Origin of the sequence: Pseudomonas sp. BAV 4579, assembly GCF_009765395.1 — a bacterium.
Classification (GTDB): Bacteria; Pseudomonadota; Gammaproteobacteria; order Pseudomonadales; family Pseudomonadaceae; genus Chryseomonas; species Chryseomonas aestiva.
The window spans coordinates 14,003-33,075 of the sequence record NZ_WHOV01000118.1 but is presented as its reverse complement, the minus strand read 5'-3'; the positions used below and the strand labels follow the sequence as shown (position 1 = coordinate 33,075).

15 protein-coding genes are annotated in these 19,073 nt (G+C 68.5%); 11 read left to right on the top strand and 4 right to left on the bottom strand.

Going from position 1 to position 19,073, the window contains the following annotated elements; genetic code table 11:
• Positions 1-31 precede the first annotated feature (31 nt).
• From GSQ95_RS20220 to GSQ95_RS20185, 8 genes are all read left to right on the top strand, one after another.
• Complete coding sequence (locus GSQ95_RS20220; protein ID WP_158895128.1) at positions 32-934, top strand: AraC family transcriptional regulator; 903 nt, start codon at positions 32-34, stop codon at positions 932-934.
• 112 nt (positions 935-1,046) lie between these two features.
• Positions 1,047-1,880, top strand: coding sequence for a glutathione-dependent disulfide-bond oxidoreductase (gene yghU / locus GSQ95_RS20215; RefSeq protein WP_158895130.1), 834 nt, complete (start codon positions 1,047-1,049; stop codon positions 1,878-1,880).
• A gap of 137 nt (positions 1,881-2,017) precedes the next feature.
• Positions 2,018-3,202, top strand: coding sequence for an MdtA/MuxA family multidrug efflux RND transporter periplasmic adaptor subunit (locus GSQ95_RS20210; RefSeq protein WP_158895132.1), 1,185 nt, complete (start codon positions 2,018-2,020; stop codon positions 3,200-3,202).
• Complete coding sequence (locus tag GSQ95_RS20205; RefSeq protein ID WP_158895134.1) at positions 3,199-6,357, top strand: efflux RND transporter permease subunit; 3,159 nt, start codon at positions 3,199-3,201, stop codon at positions 6,355-6,357. Before GSQ95_RS20210 ends, GSQ95_RS20205 begins: the two co-directional genes overlap by 4 nt.
• A complete protein-coding gene (locus GSQ95_RS20200) occupies positions 6,354-9,455 on the top strand; it encodes an efflux RND transporter permease subunit (protein ID WP_158895136.1) in 3,102 nt (1,033 codons plus the stop codon). The genes GSQ95_RS20205 and GSQ95_RS20200 overlap by 4 nt, the downstream gene beginning before the upstream one ends.
• Before the next feature lie 11 nt (positions 9,456-9,466).
• Positions 9,467-10,909, top strand: a complete 1,443-nt coding sequence (locus tag GSQ95_RS20195) for an efflux transporter outer membrane subunit (RefSeq protein ID WP_158895138.1) — start codon at positions 9,467-9,469, stop codon at positions 10,907-10,909.
• A gap of 53 nt (positions 10,910-10,962) precedes the next feature.
• The gene (locus tag GSQ95_RS20190) at positions 10,963-12,372 is read left to right on the top strand and encodes an ATP-binding protein (protein WP_158895173.1); all 1,410 of its coding nucleotides are present in this window, start codon (positions 10,963-10,965) and stop codon (positions 12,370-12,372) included.
• Positions 12,369-13,040: a response regulator gene (locus GSQ95_RS20185; RefSeq protein WP_158895140.1), complete on the top strand. Its 672-nt coding sequence runs from the start codon at positions 12,369-12,371 to the stop codon at positions 13,038-13,040. The genes GSQ95_RS20190 and GSQ95_RS20185 overlap by 4 nt, the downstream gene beginning before the upstream one ends.
• 5 nt (positions 13,041-13,045) lie before the next feature.
• On the opposite strand, the gene GSQ95_RS20180 is transcribed toward GSQ95_RS20185, so the two are convergent.
• Positions 13,046-14,443, bottom strand: coding sequence for a CoA transferase (locus tag GSQ95_RS20180; protein ID WP_158895142.1), 1,398 nt, complete (start codon positions 14,441-14,443; stop codon positions 13,046-13,048).
• Between the two features lie 162 nt (positions 14,444-14,605).
• On the opposite strand from GSQ95_RS20180, the gene GSQ95_RS20175 reads away from it, so the two are divergent.
• The 3 genes from GSQ95_RS20175 (at position 14,606) to GSQ95_RS20165 (ending at position 16,825) form a co-directional block, all read left to right on the top strand.
• Positions 14,606-15,649 carry an SDR family oxidoreductase gene (locus GSQ95_RS20175; RefSeq protein WP_158895144.1) on the top strand — a complete coding sequence of 348 codons (1,044 nt, stop codon included), beginning with the start codon at positions 14,606-14,608 and terminating at the stop codon, positions 15,647-15,649.
• An 85-nt stretch (positions 15,650-15,734) separates the two neighbouring features.
• Complete coding sequence (locus tag GSQ95_RS20170; RefSeq protein WP_158895146.1) at positions 15,735-16,274, top strand: thioredoxin domain-containing protein; 540 nt, start codon at positions 15,735-15,737, stop codon at positions 16,272-16,274.
• A gap of 113 nt (positions 16,275-16,387) precedes the next feature.
• Positions 16,388-16,825: a YqaA family protein gene (locus GSQ95_RS20165; RefSeq protein ID WP_158895175.1), complete on the top strand. Its 438-nt coding sequence runs from the start codon at positions 16,388-16,390 to the stop codon at positions 16,823-16,825.
• Positions 16,826-16,845: 20 nt separating this feature from the next.
• Here the strand turns inward: GSQ95_RS20165 and GSQ95_RS20160 are convergent, their stop codons facing one another.
• The 3 genes from GSQ95_RS20160 to GSQ95_RS20150 form a co-directional block, all read right to left on the bottom strand.
• Positions 16,846-17,628, bottom strand: coding sequence for a lipopolysaccharide biosynthesis protein (locus tag GSQ95_RS20160; protein WP_158895148.1), 783 nt, complete (start codon positions 17,626-17,628; stop codon positions 16,846-16,848).
• A gap of 307 nt (positions 17,629-17,935) precedes the next feature.
• Entirely contained in the window at positions 17,936-18,334 is a 399-nt protein-coding gene (gene uraH / locus GSQ95_RS20155; RefSeq protein ID WP_158895150.1) for a hydroxyisourate hydrolase, read from the bottom strand.
• A gap of 11 nt (positions 18,335-18,345) precedes the next feature.
• Positions 18,346-18,822, bottom strand: a complete 477-nt coding sequence (locus GSQ95_RS20150; protein ID WP_158895152.1) for a heme-binding protein — start codon at positions 18,820-18,822, stop codon at positions 18,346-18,348.
• Between the last annotated feature and the right edge of the window lie 251 nt (positions 18,823-19,073).

Below are 19,073 nucleotides of genomic sequence, written 5' to 3'. Positions count from 1 at the left end.
GATCAGGACCACCTCGATTGGCGGGTCGCCCATGAGTCAGTCCCTGCGCAAGCGCAATCCTTCCTATGAGTTGATGGAAGACCTGAGCGGTCACTCGGTGATCTATCGGGAGCATGGCTTTCCCTGCCCGCTGGTGCGCTGGCATTTCCACAAGGAATACGAGCTGCACCTGATCGTGGCCAGTTCGGGGACCGCCTTCATCGGCGACTACATCGGCAACTTCTATCCGGGCAGCCTGTTTCTCACCGGGCCGCACCTGCCGCACAACTGGATCAGCCGCGTCGCCGAGGGCGAGGTGGTGGCCAAGCGCGACATGCTGGTCAACTTCACCAACGAGACGGTGGACAACGCCACCGCAGTGTTTCCCGAACTCAGCGGCCTCGCGCCGTTGCTGGAGCGCGCCCGCTACGGCATCGAATTCCAGGATCCGCAGCTGATCGCCCGCGCCGAGGCACTGCTGCAACAGATTTCGGAGAGCGGCGGCGCCACCCGACTCGGTCATTTCCTGGTGCTGATGGAGGCACTGGCCACCTCGGAGCGCTATCAGCTGCTGTCGGGCAGCGTCGAGCCGGCCACGGCCAGCGAACAGGCGGTGGATCGCACCAACCGGGCGCTGAATTTCATTTTCGATCACTACCAGCGCGATTTCACCCAGGAAGAAGTGGCTGAGCACCTGGGCATGACGCCCACCTATTTCTCGCGTTTCTTCCGCCAGGCCACCGGGCGCACCTTCATCGAATTCGTCAACAGCCTGCGCATCAGCAAGGCCTGCGAGATGCTCTCCCACAGCAGCATGCCGGTCACCGACATCTGCTTCGAGGCCGGCTTCAACAACATCTCCAACTTCAATCGACGCTTCCACCAGCTCAAGGGCATGACCCCGCGCCAGTACCGCAGCCTGACGGTGCAGCGCCTGACCGAACAGAACGCCTGAGCGGCTTTCCTGGGTCCGGTTTGTTGCCAGCTTGAGAGCCATTGAGCAGACCTGGCGCAAAGTTCGGTTATGATCGAACTACCCATCCGTGCCGACCGAGGACAGAGCCATCATGAGAGAACCCTACACGCCCCCACGCGTCTGGACCCCCACCACCTCCGGCGGCAACTTCGCCAGCATCAACCGCCCCATCGCCGGGTCGACCCACGACAAGGAGCTGCCGGTCGGCGAGCATCCCTTCCAGCTGTATTCGCTGGGCACGCCTAACGGCATGAAGGTGACCATCCTGCTGGAAGAGTTGCTGGCGGCCGGACATGGCGACGCCGAATACGACGCCTGGCTGATCCGCATCAGCGAGGGCGAGCAATTTTCCAGCGGCTTCGTCGAGATCAATCCGAATTCCAAGATCCCGGCCCTGGTGGATCGCCGCGGCGCCGAGCCGCTACGGGTCTTCGAGTCCGGCGCCATCCTGCTCTATCTCGCCGACAGCTTTGGCGCCTTCATCCCGAAGGATCACGCCGGTCGCACCGAGACGCTGAACTGGTTGTTCTGGCAGATGGGCTCGGCGCCCTTCCTCGGCGGCGGCTTCGGGCATTTCTACGCCTACGCCCCGGAAAAGCTCGAATACCCCATCAACCGCTACGCCATGGAAGCCAAGCGCCAACTCGATGTGCTCGACCGCCTGCTGGCCGAGCGCAGCTACGTGGCCGGCGAGGACTACGGCATCGCCGACATCGCCATCTGGAGCTGGTACGGCAACCTGGTGCTGGGCCAGCTGTACAACGCCGCGGAATTCCTTTCCGTGCAGGACTACAGCCACGTGCAGCGCTGGGCCCAGGCCATCGCCGCACGGCCGGCAGTGCAGCGCGGTCGGCGGGTCAATCGCACCTGGGGCGAGCCGGGCGAGCAACTGGCCGAACGGCATTCGGCGGCCGATCTGGATTGACGCGGGATAGACGTCAGCGGAGCCCTTGGGCTTCGCTGCGCTCGGCCGCCACCTACCTGGGCGGCTGAGCGCCCTTTCCATATTTCCTGCACATTTGCCCAGCAGCCTGACCGCTATATCAGTCAGGTCTGGCAGGCATGAGCAGGAAATCCCGCATTCTCGTCGTCGTGGTCTTGGTCGGTGCCGCCGTGGCGCTGGGGCTGGTGCTGCACGGGCGTTCGACCGATGCCGGCAGCGCTGCGCATGGCAGCCATGGCGGTCGGGCCTGGGGCGCGGCCACCGGGCAAGGCCAGCCGATCACCGTGGCGGTGGGCCAGGCCGGGCATGCCGATGTGCCGGTCACCCTCACCGCCCTGGGCACCGTGGTGGCCAACGCCAGCGTCACGGTGACCACCCGGGTGGCCGGTCAGCTGGAGCGGGTGTTCTTCACCGAAGGGCAGCGGGTGAAGAAGGGCCAGCTCCTGGCGCAGATCGATCCGCGGCCCTACCAGGCCACCCTGGATCAATATCGCGGTGACCTGGCACAGAACCAGGCGCAGCTCAAGAGTGCTCAGCTGACCCTGGAGCGCTATCGCCGGCTGGTGGCCAAGGATTCCCTGGCCAAACAGGAGCTGGATACCCAGGTCGCCACCGTGGGCCAGTACCAGGGCGCAGTGCAGGCGGACCAGGCGCAGATCGCCGCCGCCCAGTTGAATCTGCAGTACGCCCGCATCACGGCGCCGCTGGAGGGCTATGTCGGCCTGCGCCTGGTGGACCCGGGCAACTACCTCGCGGCCGGCGACACCACCGGCCTCGTCAGCATCACCCAGACCGATCCCATCGCCGTGACCTTCAGCCTGCCCCAGGCGACGCTTGCCAGCCTGCTGCCCAAGGTCCGCCAGGGCCAGGCGCTGCCGGTCACCGCGCTCGGCCAGCTGGACAGTGCGACGCTGGCCAAGGGCGCGCTGAAGTTCATCAGCAACGAGATCGACACCAGCACCGGCAGCCTCAAGCTCAAGGCAGTGTTCGCCAACCCGGACGAGAAGCTCTATCCCAACCAGTTCGTCAACGTGCGCCTGCAGACCGACACCCTGAAGAACGCCGTGGTGGTCCCCGCCGCCGCGGTGCAGCTGGGCAGCGACGGCAGCTTCGTCTATGTGGTGGGCGCCGATGACAGGGTGCAAAGACGCAGCGTGACCACCGGACCAACGCTGGGCGAGCGGCTGGCCATCACCCAGGGACTCGCGGGCGATGAACGGGTGGTCATCCGTGGCATCGACCACCTGCGCGACGGCGCCCAGGTCCGCGTGGAAGGCGCGCCGGCGGCGGCTGCTCGCCGATGAATCCGTCACGGCTGTTCATCCAGCGACCGGTGGCCACGGTGCTGCTGATGGTGGCGGTGCTGTTCGCCGGCCTGCTCGGCTATCGCCTGCTGCCCATCTCGGCGCTGCCGGAGGTGGACTATCCCATCATCCAGGTGACCACTCTCTACCCCGGCGCCAGCGCCAAGGTGCTGGCCACCGCGGTGACCGCGCCGCTGGAACGCCAGCTGGGACAGATGGCCGGCCTGGCGCAGCAGTACTCCACCAGCTCGGCCGGCGCCTCGGTCATTACCCTGAAATGCGATCTCAGCCTGTCGCTGGACGTCGCCGAGCAGGAGGTGCAGGCCGCGATCAACGCCGCCAACAGCTATCTGCCGGACGATCTGCCCAATCCGCCCACCTACAAGAAGGTCAATCCCGCCGACGCCCCGGTGCTGACCCTGGCCGCCACCTCCGACAGCCTGCCGCTGACCCAGGTGCAGGACCTGGTCAACACCCGCCTGGCGCTGAAGCTGTCGCAGATCTCCGGGGTCGGCCTGGTGAGCCTGGCCGGCGGCCAGCAGCCGGCGGTGCGCATCGATGTCGACCCCAAGGCCCTGGCCGCCCACGGCCTGACCCTGGAAGACGTCTACACGGTGGTCAACGCCGCCAACGTCAACGGCTCCAAGGGCGGCTTCGACGGCCCCGACCACTCCATCACCATCGACGCCAACGACCAGTTGCGCAGCGCCGCCGAGTACGGCGAGCTGGTGCTCAGCTACGCGCAGGGCGCCGCCCTGCGCCTCAAGGACGTGGCTACCGTCGAGGAGGCGCCGGAAAACGCCTACCTGGCGGCCACGGCCAACGGCCGACCGGCCATAGTCATCAACATCCAGCGCCAACCGGGGGCCAATGTCATCGGCGTGGTCGACGCCATCCAGAAACAGTTACCCAAGCTCCGTGCCGCCCTGCCCGACAACGTGCAGCTGACGGTGCTGGCCGACCGCACCCAGACCATCCGCGCCTCGCTTGCCGACGTGCAATTCGAGTTGCTGCTGTCCATCGCCCTGGTGGTGATGGTGACCTTCCTGTTCCTGCGCAACGTCACCGCCACCCTGATCCCGAGCCTGGCGGTGCCACTGTCGCTGGTGGGCACCTTCGGGATCATGTATCTCGCTGGCTTTTCGCTGAACAACCTGACCTTGATGGCCCTGACCATCGCCACCGGTTTTGTCATCGACGACGCCATCGTGGTGGTGGAGAACATCGCCCGCCACCTGGAAGACGGCGAGCCGCCGCTGCAGGCAGCGCTGCGCGGTTCTCGCGAGATCGGCTTCACCATCATTTCCCTGACCTTCTCGCTGATCGCCGTGCTGATCCCGCTGCTGTTCATGGGCGATGTCGTGGGTAGGCTGTTCCGCGAATTCGCCATCACCCTGGCGGTGGCCATCCTCGTCTCCATGTTCGTCTCCCTGACGCTCACGCCGATGCTCTGCGGCCGGCTGCTGCAGCACGTGCCGCCGGAGCGCCAGAGCCGCTTCGCGCGCTGGGGCGAGCGGCAATTCGAACGCCTGGTAGCGGGTTACGACCGCACCCTGAGCGTGGTGCTGGATCACCAGCGGCTGACCCTGCTGGTGGCCGTGGCCACCGTGGCGCTGACCGCCCTGCTCTATCTGCTGGTGCCCAAGGGCTTCTTTCCCGGCGAAGACACCGGGCTGATCGTCGGTTTCACCCGCGCCTCCCAGGATGTCTCCTTCGACGCCATGGCGCGCCGCCAACAGGAGCTGGTGCAACAGGTGCTGGCCGATCCCGCGGTGGCCACGGTCACCTCGACCATCGGCGTCGACGGCAGCAACGCCACCCTCAACCAGAGCCGCCTGCAGATCCAGCTCAAGCCCTTCGACGAGCGCAGCGAGCGGGCGCCGGCCATCATCCAGCGCCTCAAGCGGGCCGCCGCAGGCGTGGCCGGCATTCGCCTGGACCTGGTAGCCAACCAGGAGCTGACGGTGGACGACCAGCTCACGCCCAGCCAGTACCAGTTCACCCTGGACGATGCCGACGGCACCCGGCTGGCTGCCCTGCTGCCGCGGCTGATGCCGCGCCTGCAGGCACGGCCGGAACTGCGCGACGTGCTCGACGACCTGGAAGACCAGGGCCTGACCGCCCAGGTGGAGCTGGACCGCGCCGCCGCCGCGCGCTTCGGCATCACCGCCGCCGACGTGGACACCGCGCTCTACAACGCCTTCGGCCAACGGCTGATCTCCACCATCTTCACCCAGGCCAACCAGTACCGGGTGGTGCTGCAGGTGCCCGGTGCCTTCCGGCAGACCCCGGCGGCCTTTGGCGACATCTATCTGGCGCCCGCGACTACCGCCAACACCAGCGGCACCAGCACCAGCACCAGCACCAGTACGGCAACCACCAGCAGCAGTCCCAAGGGCCTGGTGCGCCTCACCGACATCGCCCGCATCGAGCAGCGCCCCGGCGCCCTGGCACTGACGCGCCTGGGACAATTCCCGGCGGTGACGCTGTCCTTCAACCTGGCCGACGGCTACTCCCTGGAGCAGGCGCAACAGGCCATCGCCGAGTGCCTGAGCGAGGCCCAGGCGCCGAGCAGCGTCACCCTGAGATACCAGGGCGCGGCCCAGGCCTTCCAGCAGGCGGCCGGCAATACCCTGTGGCTGATCCTGGCCGCGGTGGTGGTGATGTACATCGTGCTGGGGGTGCTCTACGAGAGCTTCATCCACCCGGTGACCATCCTTTCCACCCTGCCCTCAGCGGCGATCGGCGCCCTGCTGCTGCTGTTGCTGACCGGCACCGAGTTCTCCCTGATCGCCCTGATCGGCGTGGTGCTGCTGATCGGCATCGTCAAGAAGAACGCCATCATGATGGTGGACTTCGCCCTGGAGGGACGCCAGCAACTGCACCTGGCGCCGCGGGAGGCCATTCACCGCGCCTGCCTGCTGCGCCTGAGACCCATCCTGATGACCACCCTGGCCGCCCTGCTCGGCGCCCTGCCGCTGATGTTCGCCAGTGGCTCCGGCGCCGAACTGCGCCGGCCGCTGGGGCTGGTGATCGTCGGCGGGCTGCTGGTCAGCCAGGTGCTCACCCTCTACACCACGCCGGTGATCTACCTGGTCTTCGATAGCCTCGGCGAACGTCTGGGGCGGCGCTGGCAGCGGAGCGGCGGACGATGAATCCCATCCGCCTGTTCGTGCTCAAGCCGGTCGCCACCCTGTTGCTGAGTCTGGCGGTGCTGTTGCTCGGCCTGCTCGGCTACGCCCGCTTGCCGGTGGCGCCGCTGCCCAAGGTGGACTTCCCCACCATCGTGGTCACCGCCAGCCTGCCGGGCGCCAGCCCCGAGACCATGGCCGCCACCGTGGCCACGCCGCTGGAGCGCAGCCTCGGCCAGATCGCCGGAATCACCGAGCTGACCTCCAGCAGCAGCCAGGGCGCCACCACCCTGATCCTGCAATTCGACCTGTCGCGCAACATCGACGGCGCCGCCCGCGACGTCCAGGCCGGCATCAACGCCGCCCGCAGCCTGCTGCCCAGCGGCATGCCCAGCCTGCCCACCTATCGCAAGGCCAATCCCACGGAATCGCCGATCCTGATGCTGGCGCTCACCTCCAAGACGCGCAGCCCGGGTGAACTCTATGACCTGGCGTCGAGCATCCTGCAGCAGAAAATCGCCCAGGTGCAGGGCGTCGGCCAGGTATCGATCCGCGGCAGTTCGTTGCCGGCGATCCGCATCGACCTGCAGCCCCAGCAACTGGCCCATGCCGGCATCGCCCTGGACAGCGTGCGCGCGGCCATCGCCAACGCCACCACCCATGGCGCCAAGGGCGTGCTGCATGCCGAGGGCCAGACCTGGTCCATTGAGAGCAACGGCCAGCTGGAGCAGGCGGCGGACTATGCGCAGTTGATCGTCGGCTACCAGCAAGGCGCCGCGCTGCGGCTGAGCGACGTGGCGCGGGTCTACGCCACGGTCGAGGATATCTACGTCAGCGGCTCGCTGAACGGCCAGCCCTCGGTGACCCTCGGCGTCACCCGCCAGGCCGGCGCCAACATGCTGCAGACCCTGGACGCCATCAAGGCCCAGCTGCCGGTCCTGCAGGCCTTAATGCCGGGTGACGTGGACCTGGTGCCGGTGATCGACCGCTCCGCCAGCATCCGCGCCTCGCTGCACTCCACCGAGGAGACCCTGCTGGTGGCGATGCTGCTGGTGATCGCGGTGGTGTTCGTCTTCCTGCGCGACCTGCGGGCCACCCTGGTACCCGCCGTGGCCCTGCCGCTGTCGCTGATCGGCACCTGCGCGGTCATGTACCTGCTGGACTACAGCCTGGACAACCTGTCGCTGATGGCGCTGATCATCGCCACCGGCTTCGTGGTGGACGACGCCATCGTGGTGCTGGAGAACGTCACCCGCCACCGCGAGCTAGGTCGCGGTCCGCTGCGCGCGGCACTGATCGGCGGCCGCGAGGTGGCCTTCACCGTGCTGTCCATGACGCTGTCGCTGATCGCCGTCTTCATCCCGCTGCTGCTCATGGGCGGCATCGTCGGCCGGCTGTTCCGCGAATTCGCCGTGACCCTCAGCGTGGCCCTGGTCATCTCCATGCTGCTGTCGCTGACCCTCACCCCCATGCTCTGCGCGCGGGTACTGCGCGAGCGCTCACCCGCAGCACCGGTGCCGGCGCTCTATCGGTGGATCGAGAACGGCCTGGCGCGCCTGCAAGGCGGCTACCTGCGCGGCCTGGACGGGGTGCTGCGGCACCCGCTGCTGACCCTGGCGAGCCTGGCGCTGACCGTGGGGCTCAACGTCTACCTCTATGTGGTGGTGCCCAAGGGCTTCTTTCCGGACCAGGATACCGGGGTGGTGCTCGGCGCCATCCGCGCCGACCAGAGCATCTCCTACCAGGCCCTGGCGCCCCATGTGAAGGAGATCGCCGCCCGCCTGCGTGACGATCCCGACGTAGCGGCGGTGATGGCCTCCACGGGCGGCGGCATGTTCGGCTCGCGCAACTCGGCGCAATTCTTCATCCGCCTCAAGGACTACAGCGAGCGCAAGGACAGCGCCCAGCGGATCGCCAATCGCCTCAGCCAGCTTGGCAGCCGCCATGCCGGCATCCAGCTGTTCCTCATGCCGGCCCAGGATCTGCGGGTCGGCGGGCGCAGCGCCAACGCCACCTATCAATTCAGCCTGCAGGCCGACGACCTCGACGAACTGCGCCGCTGGACACCCAAGGTGGAAGCCGCCTTCAAGACCCTACCGGAACTCACCGGGGTGGATTCCGATGCGCAGAACGGCGGCCAGGAGGTGCGCCTGGAGATCGACCGCGCCGCGGCCAGTCGCCTGGGGGTGAGCGTCAAGGACCTCGACACCCTGCTGGACAACGCCTTCAGCCAGCGCCAGGTGGCCACCCTCTATCGCACCCTCAACCAGTACCACGTGGTGCTGGGGCTGGCGCCGGCCTACACCCAGGACCCCGAGGTGCTCAAGCAGCTGTACGTGGTGACCGGCAGCGGCGCCCAGGTCCCGCTGGCCGCCTTCGCCCGCTTCGCCGGCGGCAATGCCCCCCTGGCGGTGGCGCACCAGGGCCAGATGGCGACCAGCACCCTGGCCTTCAACCTGGCCGACGGGGTATCCCTGGAACAGGCGCAGCGGGCGATCCAGGCGGCGCTGGTCAAGGTCGGCCTGCCGCGAGAGATCCAGTCCGGCTTCCAGGGCACCGCCCAGGCCTTCGCCACCCTGGTCGCGCAGATTCCCTGGCTGGTGGCCGCGGCCCTGGCGGCCATCTACCTGGTGCTGGGCATGCTCTACGAGAGCTACATCCATCCGCTGACCATTCTCTCCACCCTGCCCTCGGCCGGGGTCGGCGCCCTGTTGCTGCTGCTAGCCACCGGCACCCAGCTGACCCTCATCGCCCTGATCGGCATCCTGCTGCTGATCGGCATCGTCAAGAAGAACGCCATCCTGCTGGTGGACTTCGCCCTGGTCGCCGAGCGCGACCGCGGCCTCTCGCCCGAGGCCGCCATCCGCGAGGCCTGCCGGCTGAGATTCCGGCCGATCCTGATGACCACCCTGGCAGCCTTCTTCGGCGCCCTGCCGCTGGCGCTGGGCAGCGGCGGCGACGACGCCCTGCGCCAGCCCCTGGGGCTGGCCATCGCTGGCGGCCTGGCCCTGAGCCAGGTGCTGACCCTCTTCACCACCCCGGTGGTGTTCCTCTGTCTCGACCGCCTGAGCCGCGCCAGCCGCCGGTTCTGGCGCCAGCATCTGCGCCGCGCCGCGGCCTGAAGGTAACGACCATGCCGCTCCTGCGCCTCCTGCCCCCGCTGCTCCTGCTGACCCTGCTTGCCGGCTGCACCGTGGGGCCCGACTACCAAAGGCCCAGCGCCCCGCTGTCGACGCAATTCAAGGAGGCGGCCGGCTGGAAGGCCGCCCATCCGCGCGACGACCAGGCCAAGGGCGCCTGGTGGCAACGCTACGACGATCCCCAGCTCAGCGCCCTGCTGACCCAGGTGGCGGTCTCCAACCAGAACGTCGCCCAGTACCAGGCGCTCTATCGCCAGGCACGCGCCCTGGTCCGCGAAAGCCGCGCCGAGACCCTGCCCAGCGCCACCCTGGACGCCAAGACCACCCGCAGCGAAAACTCCAGCAGCAGCGACAGCGACAGCGGCAGTACCAGTGCCGGCGGCGCCACGGTCAGGAACGCCGACAGCCTGAGTCTCGGCCTGAGCTGGGACCTGGACCTCTGGGGCCGGCTGCGCCGCACCCTGGAAGAAGACCGCGCCAGTGCCCAGGCCAGCGCCGCCGAGCTGGCCAACGCCACCCTCAGCGCCCAGGCGGAACTGGCCCAGGACTACTTCCAGCTGCGCGTGCTGGATCGGCGCCTGGCGCTCTATGAGCAGACCCTGGCCGATTACCGGCGCTATCTCGCGGTGATCCAGAACAAGTACGACGAACAGCTCGCCTCCCGTGCCGATCTCGCCCAGGCACGGACCCAGCTGGAGAGCGCCGACGCCAATCGGCTGGCCCTGACCACCCAGCGCGCCCAGCTGGAACACGCCATCGCCCTGCTGCTGGGCAAGCCGCCCGCGGACTTCGCCCTGGCCGCCGATCCCCGGTGGCAGGCCCGGCTGCCGGACATTCCCGCCGGCCTGCCCACCGCCCTGCTGGAGCGCCGTCCGGACATCGCCCAGGCCGAGCGCCAGGTGGCCGCCGCCAATGCCGCCATCGGCGTGGCCACCGCCGCCTACTACCCCGACCTGACCCTGAGCGCCAGCGGCGGCTACCAGAGCAGCCTGCTCGGCGAGTTGCTCAAGACGCCGAGCCGCTTCTGGTCACTGGGACCGACCCTCTCCGGCACCCTGTTCGACTTCGGCGCCACCCGCGCCGGCGTCGACCAGGCCCGCGCTGCCTATGACGCCAAGGTGGCGAGCTACCGCCAGACGGTGCTCACCGCCCTGGGCGAGGTGGAGGACGACCTGGTGGCGCTGCACGTGCTCGGCCCCGAACTCGCCGCCCAGCGCCGCGCCGTGGCCGCCGCCCGCGATTCGGCCAGCGTGACCCGCGACCAGTACGAGGCCGGCATCATCGACTACCTGGACGTGGCCACCACCCAGGCGACCCAGCTGAGCCAGGAGCAGAGCCTGCTGCAACTGGAATCCAGCCAGCTGGTAACCAGTGTCCAGCTGCAGATGGCGCTGGGTGGCGACTGGCAGGCCGCGCGCCTGGCCGACGCCCCCTGACAGCCACCCGTGGAGCTGCTAGCGTGCCCCTACCTTCCGCCGTCGAGATCCGCATGGGCCTGCTTCGCCTGTCCCTCTCAGCCAAGGTCTTCCTCGCCGCCCTGGCGCTCTGCGCCTTCGCCGTGCTGGGCATGGCCTTGGCCTCTTACTTAAGTTTCTCGCGGGATTTCCTTGGCTATCTCAACGGCCAGGCCGAACAGCGGCTGGATGCCCTGGTGCCGCGCTTCGAGCATGCCTACGCCGAGCATGGCGACTGGAATTTCCTGCTCAACCAGCACCCGCCCGAGGCCTGGATCCAGCTGCTGCGCCCGGAATTGCCCGCCAATACCAGCGTCCGCCCCTCCCCGCCGGTGTCGGATCTCACCGGCGCCTTTCTGCGCTTCTCGCTGCTGGATGCCGAGCATCGCTACTTGATCGGCTTTCGCGACCTGCCGCCCGTCCCGCTGTTGCGGGCCATCCACTGGCAGGGCCGGGTGGTCGGCTGGCTGGCGCTGACGCCCTTCGAGGCCGTCATCAGCGACGGCGACCGCCGCTTCCAGCAGAGCCAGATCCGCTCCAGCCTGGTGATCGCCTTCGTCTGCCTGCTGCTGGCCGCCGCCCTGGCCTGGTGGATCGCCCGCACCCTGCTGCGCCCGATCCGCACCGTGGCCGCCGCCACCCATCGCCTGGCGGCCGGCGACTACGGCATCCAGCTACCCATCCGCTCCGCCGACGAGGCCGGCCAGCTGGCCCAGGACTTCAACCGCCTGGCCCGCGTCCTGGCCAGCAACGAGCTGCAGCGCCGCGCCTTCATGGCCGACATCTCCCACGAGTTGCGGACGCCCCTGGCGGTGCTCAGGGGTGAACTGGAAGCCATGGAGGACGGGATCCGCCCGCTGGATGTCAGCGGGCTGAAGTCGCTGCAGACCGAGGTCGGCTCGCTGAACAAGCTGGTGGACGATCTCTTCGAATTGTCGCTGGCCGAAGTCGGCGGCCCCACCTACCGCCACGAACCGCTGGACCTGGCGACCCTGCTGGCGCTGACCGCCGATGCCTGGCGCCCGCGCTATCGCCAGGCCGGCCTGGAACTGCGGCTGGAGCTGCCGGACGCCCCGCTGCTGATCCGCGGCGACGAGGCGCGCCTAGGCCAGCTGTTCTACAACCTGCTGGAGAACAGCCTGAGGTACACCGAAGCCCCTGGTCAGGTGCACCTTGCCGCGCGCCCGGTCGGCAACCGGCTGCAGGTCGATCTGCAGGACTCCGCGCCCGGCGTTCCCGCGACCGACCGCGAACGGCTGTTCGAGCGTTTCTACCGCGTCGAAGGCTCGCGCAGCCGCCGCAGCGGCGGCGCCGGCCTGGGCCTGGCCATCTGTCGCGGCATCGCCGAGGTGCATGGCGGTCAGCTGCAGGCCAGGGAATCACCGCTTGGCGGCCTCTGGCTCGAACTGCGGTTGCCCGCCCTCGCTGACCGGAGCCCGGCATGAGCCAGACCATCCTGCTGGTGGAAGACGAACCCAAGCTCGCCGCCCTGCTGGGTGACTACCTCAAGGCCGCCGGCTTCAGTTGCGACTGGCACGCCGACGGCGAACAGGCCCTGGTCGCCCTCCGCGCCACGCCACCCGACCTGCTGCTGCTCGACCTGATGCTGCCCGGCCTCGACGGCCTGGAAATCTGCCGCGCGGTACGCACCTTCAGCGTCCTGCCGATCATCATGGTCACCGCCCGGGTCGACGAGATCGACCGCCTGCTCGGCCTGGAACTGGGCGCCGACGACTACATCTGCAAACCCTTCAGCCCGCGCGAGGTGGTGGCCCGGGTCAAGGCCGTGCTGCGCCGCAGCAGCGTGCCGGACGGCCGGCCCGCACCCAGCGGCCTGCAGCTGGACACCGAGACCTACCAGGCCAGCTTCAACGGGCGGCCGCTGGAGCTGACCCCGGTGGAATTCCGCCTGCTGGCGACCCTGGCCCAGCACCCCGGCAAGGTGCTCTCGCGCGACCAGCTGCTCAACCACCTGCACACCGACTACCGCATCCTCACCGACCGCACCGTCGACAGCCACGTGCGCAACGTCCGCCGCAAGCTGCACCGCCTCGACCCGGACTGCGAGCTGATTCGGTCGATCTATGGGGTGGGTTATTGCCTGGAGACTTGACCCGCTCAGCCTGCGGTCGACCAGGCCGCACTCGCGGATCCCAGTCGCGTAGCCGGCCGCGGCCAGTGCAGGCGCAGGTCACCGATCTGCAGCGGCGGGCGCAACCGCAGCGCCGGCCCCCAGGCGGTGGGCTCGGGGGTGGCATCGTAGTCGGCGTCCTGCACGCCGGTATAAAGGGGTGCGCTGGCCACGGCGGGATGCTCGGTCAGCAGGCAGGCGGTACGCGCCAGCGACAGGCGCGCACTCAGCGTACAACCCTCACGCAGGCGGCCGGTGAGTCCCCGGATGACGGCGGCCGCCATCAGGTAGCCGGTGGCATGGTCGAGGGCCTGGACCGGCAGCGGCACCGGCTGCTGCGCCTGCTGCCAGTCGCGCCCGGCCGCGGCGATGCCGCAGGACAGCTGCACCAGGCTGTCGTAGCCACGCCGCAGGGCCCAGGGCCCGCTCCAGCCGTAGGCGCACAGGGACACGTCGATCAGCGCCGGATTCAATGCCCGGCGCTCGGCGGCACCATAGCCGAGCCGCTCTAGAGCGTCGGCGCGATAGCCGTGGACCAGGACATCCGCCTCCTCCAGCAAGGCTTCGAACACCCGCCGGTCGGCCGGCCGGCGCAGGTCCAAGCGCGCGCAGCGCTTGCCCAGGGTCACCTCGGGCCCCTGGGCCGGTTCGTCCCAGTCGGGTGGATCGATCCGCAGCACCTCGGCGCCCAGCCCGGCCAGCAGGCGGGTGGCGATGGGTCCGGCGAGGATGCGGGTCAGGTCGAGGACGCGAATGCCCCGCAAGGGACGTTGCGGATCGGGGCGCCAGTCGCGCGCGGTGGCAATGGCTGTCCATTCCTGGGCGATCAGGGGTTCGGCGCGCACCGCTTGCCCCTGGGGATGCGCCTGCCATTCCACCTGGGTACGCAGCCTCGCCGCGCAGCCGCCTGCCGCGACGATGGCCGTCTCCAAGGCTTCGCCAGTCCAGTGGGCCATGGCCTCGGCGACGTCGGCCTGGTTGTTGGCACAGCCCAGCACGGCGAGGGCGCGCTCCCGTTGATGAGGCGCATTGGCGTGCAACCTTAGCCAGCCGTCGCGGGTACGGTAATCGCCGGTGACGGGATCCCACACAGCGGGCAATTCCCAGCCCAGGGGACGCAGGGAGGTCTTGAACCAGGCCGCGGCAAGGTGCCGGTCCACCTGCACCGGACCTGCGGGTGCCCCCTCGGCCAGCAGGTCGGCGGCGGCCAGGCCGGCGACCCCGATCGCCGCCGTGGCCAGTTCGCTGACCGGAAAGCACGAGTCCAGGCTGTCGCTGCCCTGGACCTGCAGGTTTGCCGCCTGGGCGGTAGACAGATCCAGGGCAGTGACCAGTTCGCCGAGCAAGGATTGAAGGACGGCAGGCGTACGGGACGGGTGGGTCAAGGCAAGGTCCTCCGCGGCAGCAGGCAGTGCTCTCACAGTAGCCCTGCTTGCGCGGGCAGGACACCGGCATTCGTCTGTCTACCGTCCAGCCCGACACGGGGACAAATCGCCCTCTGCCTGGGTCTCCCCTTCATCAGCCCACCCACGCTATCGGGAGACCCCATGACCGCACGACAACTCCTCATCGCCGGCGCCAGCGGCATCATCGGCCAGGCCGTGCTAGAAGCCTTCGCCAAGGCCGGCTGGTCCATCATCACCGTCGGCCGCTCGCGACAGGCACCCAGTCGCTTTCCTCATCTGACCGCTGACCTGCTGGACCCGGCCAGCCTGGCCGCGGCCAAGGTCGATCTCGCCGGCGTGACCCATCTCTTCTACAGCGCCCTCAAGCCCAACCCCGACCCGGGCGTCGAAGCGGACGAAAACGCCGCCATGCTGGAGAACCTGATCGCCGCATTGCGTAGCGCTGGCGCGCCTCTGGCCCGCATCACCTTCGTCCAGGGCGGCAAGATCTACGGCGCCCACCTGGGGGTGTACAAGACCCCAGCCCGCGAGGATGACAGCCGCCACTTCCCGCCCAACCTCTATTTCCGCCATGAAGACTTCGTGCGCAGCCTGGAGGCCGACGGCATCCGGTGGACCGCCCTGCGCCCCGACATCGTCATCGGTCACTCACTGGGTTCGGCCATGAACCTGGGCAACCTGATCGGTCTCTACGGCGCCTTGTGCAAGGCGACCGGCACCGCCATGCAATTCCCCGGAACCGAGCAGGCCTATCGCGGCGCCCTGGTCAACGTCACCGCCGCGCCGCTGCTGGGCGAAGCCGCGGTCTGGGCCGCCGAAGAGCAGCGCGATGGCGCCTTCAACCTCACCAACGGCGATGTCTTTCGCTGGAGTCACGTCTGGCCACAGCTGGCCGACTGGTTCGGGCTGGACGTGGGCGAGCCGCAACCCATCTCCCTGGCCCAGCGCCTGACCGCGCTGAAGCCGCTCTGGCAGACGCTGGCGCAACACGAAGGACTGGCCGAGGCCGATCCCGAGCGGATCGCACCTGGGGCCTTCGGCGACTTCATCTTCCATGTCGAGAAGGACGCCATCTTCGATGTGACCAAGGCGCGGCAGGCCGGCTTCGGGCAGATGGTCCTGAGATCGGACGAGGTCCTGCTCGCGCACCTGGAGGACATGCGGCGGCGGCGACTGATTCCCTGAGGCATCCCGCGCCGTCCCGATTGGGGCAAAACGCCCGGGACGACATGCGGTCTCAACCCCAACATCTCGCCATTGGAGTCCTACCTTGTACGCCGACACCCTCACCTGGGGCCATGGCCCCCGCACCTTCGAAGTCTTTCTCGAGCCCACCTGCCCCTTTTCGGTCAAGGCCTTCAACAAGCTCGACGATCTGCTGGCCCAGGCCGGCCCTGAGCGGATCACCCTGAAGATCCGCCTGCAATCCCAACCCTGGCACCTGTTCTCCGGCGTGGTGGTGCGCTGCGTGCTGGCCGCCGCCACCCTTGACGGCGGCAGGGAGAGCGCCAAGGCGGTGCTGGCCGCGGTGGCAGCCCATCGCGAGGAATTCGAGTTCAAGGATCACGCCACCGGCCCCAACCGCGACGCCACGCCCAACGACATCATCGCGCGCCTGGAAGGCTACAGCGGCCTGGCCCTGGCCGACGCCTTCGCCAATCCGGACCTGCAGCACGCCATCAAGTGGCACTGCAAGTACGCCCGGCAGAACGGTATCCATGTCTCGCCGACCTTCATGATCGACGGCCTGGTGCAACCCGACATCAGCAGCGGGGACTCGGTCGCGGACTGGCTCGCTCGGCTGGGTTGAGCCCCAGGGCTCAGGGTCGAGAGGCGGCGTAGCCCGGCCACTCGCGCTATGCCCGGCGGCTTCGTCCCGACCCGAGACAGCCCCTAGATGGCCCTCCCCGCTGGAGCCTCATCCTGGAAGCCCTGAGCGTCTACCTGGGCCTGGCCGCCCTCGCCTTCGGCGCGGCCACCCTGCTGCCCCTGCAATCGGAAGCGGCCCTGGCCGGGCTGCTGCTCACCGAGCGCTATGCCACGGCGCTCCTGCTGCTGGCCGCGACGCTGGGCAATGTCGCCGGCTCGACGCTGAACTGGTGGCTGGGCACCCACCTCGAACGCTTTCGCCAACGCCGCTGGTTTCCGCTGTCGCCGCAACGCCTTGCCCGTATCCAGGCGGCCTACCAGCGCTGGGGCTGGTGGTCACTGCTGCTCAGCTGGACGCCGGTGATCGGCGATCCCCTGACCCTGGTGGCCGGGGTGATGCGCGAACCGCTGTGGCGCTTTCTACTGGTGGTAACCCTGGCCAAGGCCACGCGCTACACCGTGGTCTGGGGTCTTACCCTGGGTTGGCGCTGAGTCGGCCTGGCTATCGTTCGCTAACCAAGCTGACGCCGGCGGCGCCACAACCAGCGCGTTTCCACGGTGGCGAGATCGGCAAGCGGAATCAGGTCAGCGGGGATACGACTGCAGTTCGACAGATTGAACACCTGGCGACCCGCGGCGCGCATCGCGGTCTGCATGACCTGCAGGCCGGGCAGGATGCGACTGTGCAGGTGCTCGTCGAGGCCGCAGGGCGACACCGGCGAGCGCCCATCCTCGTAGAACCGCGGACGGTCGCTGTCGAGATCGACGCCGGCGAGATAGATCTCGGTGAACCCCACGTGATAGGCCAGTTGCAGGGCGATGAAGGCCACCGTGCGGACATCGAAGATGCCGTAATCCAGGTTGCAGCTGAAGCCGATATCCCGGGCGCGGCGGCTGACCCAGGCGGGCAGCCGTTGCGCCTGTTCCTGCTCGGCACCCAGGTGGTGCTCCAGGCGTGTGGCTGGCGCGCGGTGCAGCGGATGTGCCTTGGCGGCCAGTTCCGCGGGCAGGGCCTGGATGGCTTCCGGCCAGAGCGCCAGCCGGGTGGCCCGCTCCAGTCCCTGCCGATAGAGCTCGGGTTGCTGCTGCGCGAAGCTGAGATCGCTGCAGACGTAGAACAGCGGACTCAGGGGACTGCCCAGCAACTTGGCGATGGCGCCATTCATGGTGATGACCGGAATGTCCCGCCAGACCGGCAGATTGAGCCTGCCCGCCGACGGCCCCGAGGCCAGCAGCAGCACGGGGCCGCGGTAGGCATTGCGCCAGGCGGCGAAGGCGCCAGCGCTCGAACTCACAGCTTCGGTCGGGCGGAACGAGAGGGGTGAAAGGTACAAGGTACGACTCCTCGGAGTGACGATGACCAGACCTGGCGTGCCGATCGACCACTAGCGAACGCGCCACGTGACAGGGCCCAGCACCGGACAGCGCTGCGGCCCCGTCGCCCATTGTGCGTGAACCTGCCGCTGCTGGATTTCTACCCCAGGTAAAAGTCCGTCGCCACCTTGTATCCGGATCCTTACAAAGTCCGGCCTTGAGTCATGACCGCTGCTGCCCTGGCGCCTCCCAGGCTGGATACTCTGGCCAGCCTGGGAGGCCCTGCCGCTAGGAGCCGCGGTAGGTGCTGAAGCCGTAGGGGCTGAGCAACAGCGGGATATGGTAGTGCTGCTCCGGCTGGGTGACGTCGAACACCACCGGGATCTCGGGGAAGAAGGCGCTACGGCCCCGCTGGCGATAGTAGTCGCCGGTCTTGAAGACCACCCGGTATTCGCCCTTCTCGAAGGTCCTTTCCTTGGGGAACAGCGCCGGCACCCGGCCCTGTTCGTTGGTGACCTCCTCCGCCAGCGGCTGCCAGCCCTGCCCTACCTGGCGTTCCAGGGTCACGTGCACCCCCGCCGACGGCTTGCCGTCCTCCAGGTTGAGCACATGGACACTCAGGGGATTGGGCGCGGCTACCGCGAAGCCCGACAGGGCCAGGCCCGACAACAGTACGAACGTCTTCATGGAGATCTCCTTCAAGGATGAGAGGTGAGGTTGAGGTGTTCAGCCGCCGCCAGCGCACAGCGCTCGTCCGCCCCGCCACCGCCGGCGCCGGCGATGCCCAGGGCGCCGACCAACTGGTCGCCTTCGTAGAGGGGGATGCCACCGCCGAGCAGCAGCAATTCGGGCAGGGTGACGAGATTGGCCGCATCCGGGTTCTGCCGGGCGCGCTCGGCCAGCGCCTGCGACGGGGTGCGGGTGGACAGGGCGGTAAAGGCCTTGCGCCTCGCCGCCTCGGCGTTGTGCGGTCCGACGCGGGTATTGCGTTGCAGGAGGATCGGTTGACCGCTGCGGTCGAGTACCGCGAGCGCGGCGCTGCAGGGCGCGGCCTGCGCCAGACGATGCGCGGCATCAAGGTCGAGATCGGGGTGCTGCGGCAGCGCCGCCTGCGCCTGGCCGAGCAAGGCAGCGCCCAGCAGCGTGAGGGTGAGAGAGGAAAGAAAGCGCGACATGATTCGAGGTCCGGGAGATGACCCCGCCAACCTATCCTGATCGTTCGGTCAGGAACGGGTACTGCAGAATGACAATTTTGTCATAAGGATCAGCAAGATAGCTGTCCCGAGCCGACAGCGCTACCCCTCGCACGCAGCGTTAACATTCCCGCCTCGCGGCGCGTGGGTAACGCGCCGAGGCTCCCGTTGCCTTACCCGTCTCTATTGCCGAGCAACCCGAGTCGACAGTTACCTCTGGAATAGCCGGTTGC

Coding starts and splice junctions, on each gene's coding strand:
- uraH (WP_158895150.1), bottom strand. CDS start 18,334: ATGAAGACGTTCGTACTGTTGTCGGGCCTGGCCCTGTCGGGCTTCGCG.
- GSQ95_RS20195 (WP_158895138.1), top strand. CDS start 9,467: ATGCCGCTCCTGCGCCTCCTGCCCCCGCTGCTCCTGCTGACCCTGCTT.
- GSQ95_RS20175 (WP_158895144.1), top strand. CDS start 14,606: ATGACCGCACGACAACTCCTCATCGCCGGCGCCAGCGGCATCATCGGC.
- GSQ95_RS20220 (WP_158895128.1), top strand. CDS start 32: ATGAGTCAGTCCCTGCGCAAGCGCAATCCTTCCTATGAGTTGATGGAA.
- GSQ95_RS20150 (WP_158895152.1), bottom strand. CDS start 18,822: ATGTCGCGCTTTCTTTCCTCTCTCACCCTCACGCTGCTGGGCGCTGCC.
- yghU (WP_158895130.1), top strand. CDS start 1,047: ATGAGAGAACCCTACACGCCCCCACGCGTCTGGACCCCCACCACCTCC.
- GSQ95_RS20185 (WP_158895140.1), top strand. CDS start 12,369: ATGAGCCAGACCATCCTGCTGGTGGAAGACGAACCCAAGCTCGCCGCC.
- GSQ95_RS20205 (WP_158895134.1), top strand. CDS start 3,199: ATGAATCCGTCACGGCTGTTCATCCAGCGACCGGTGGCCACGGTGCTG.
- GSQ95_RS20200 (WP_158895136.1), top strand. CDS start 6,354: ATGAATCCCATCCGCCTGTTCGTGCTCAAGCCGGTCGCCACCCTGTTG.
- GSQ95_RS20210 (WP_158895132.1), top strand. CDS start 2,018: ATGAGCAGGAAATCCCGCATTCTCGTCGTCGTGGTCTTGGTCGGTGCC.
- GSQ95_RS20190 (WP_158895173.1), top strand. CDS start 10,963: ATGGGCCTGCTTCGCCTGTCCCTCTCAGCCAAGGTCTTCCTCGCCGCC.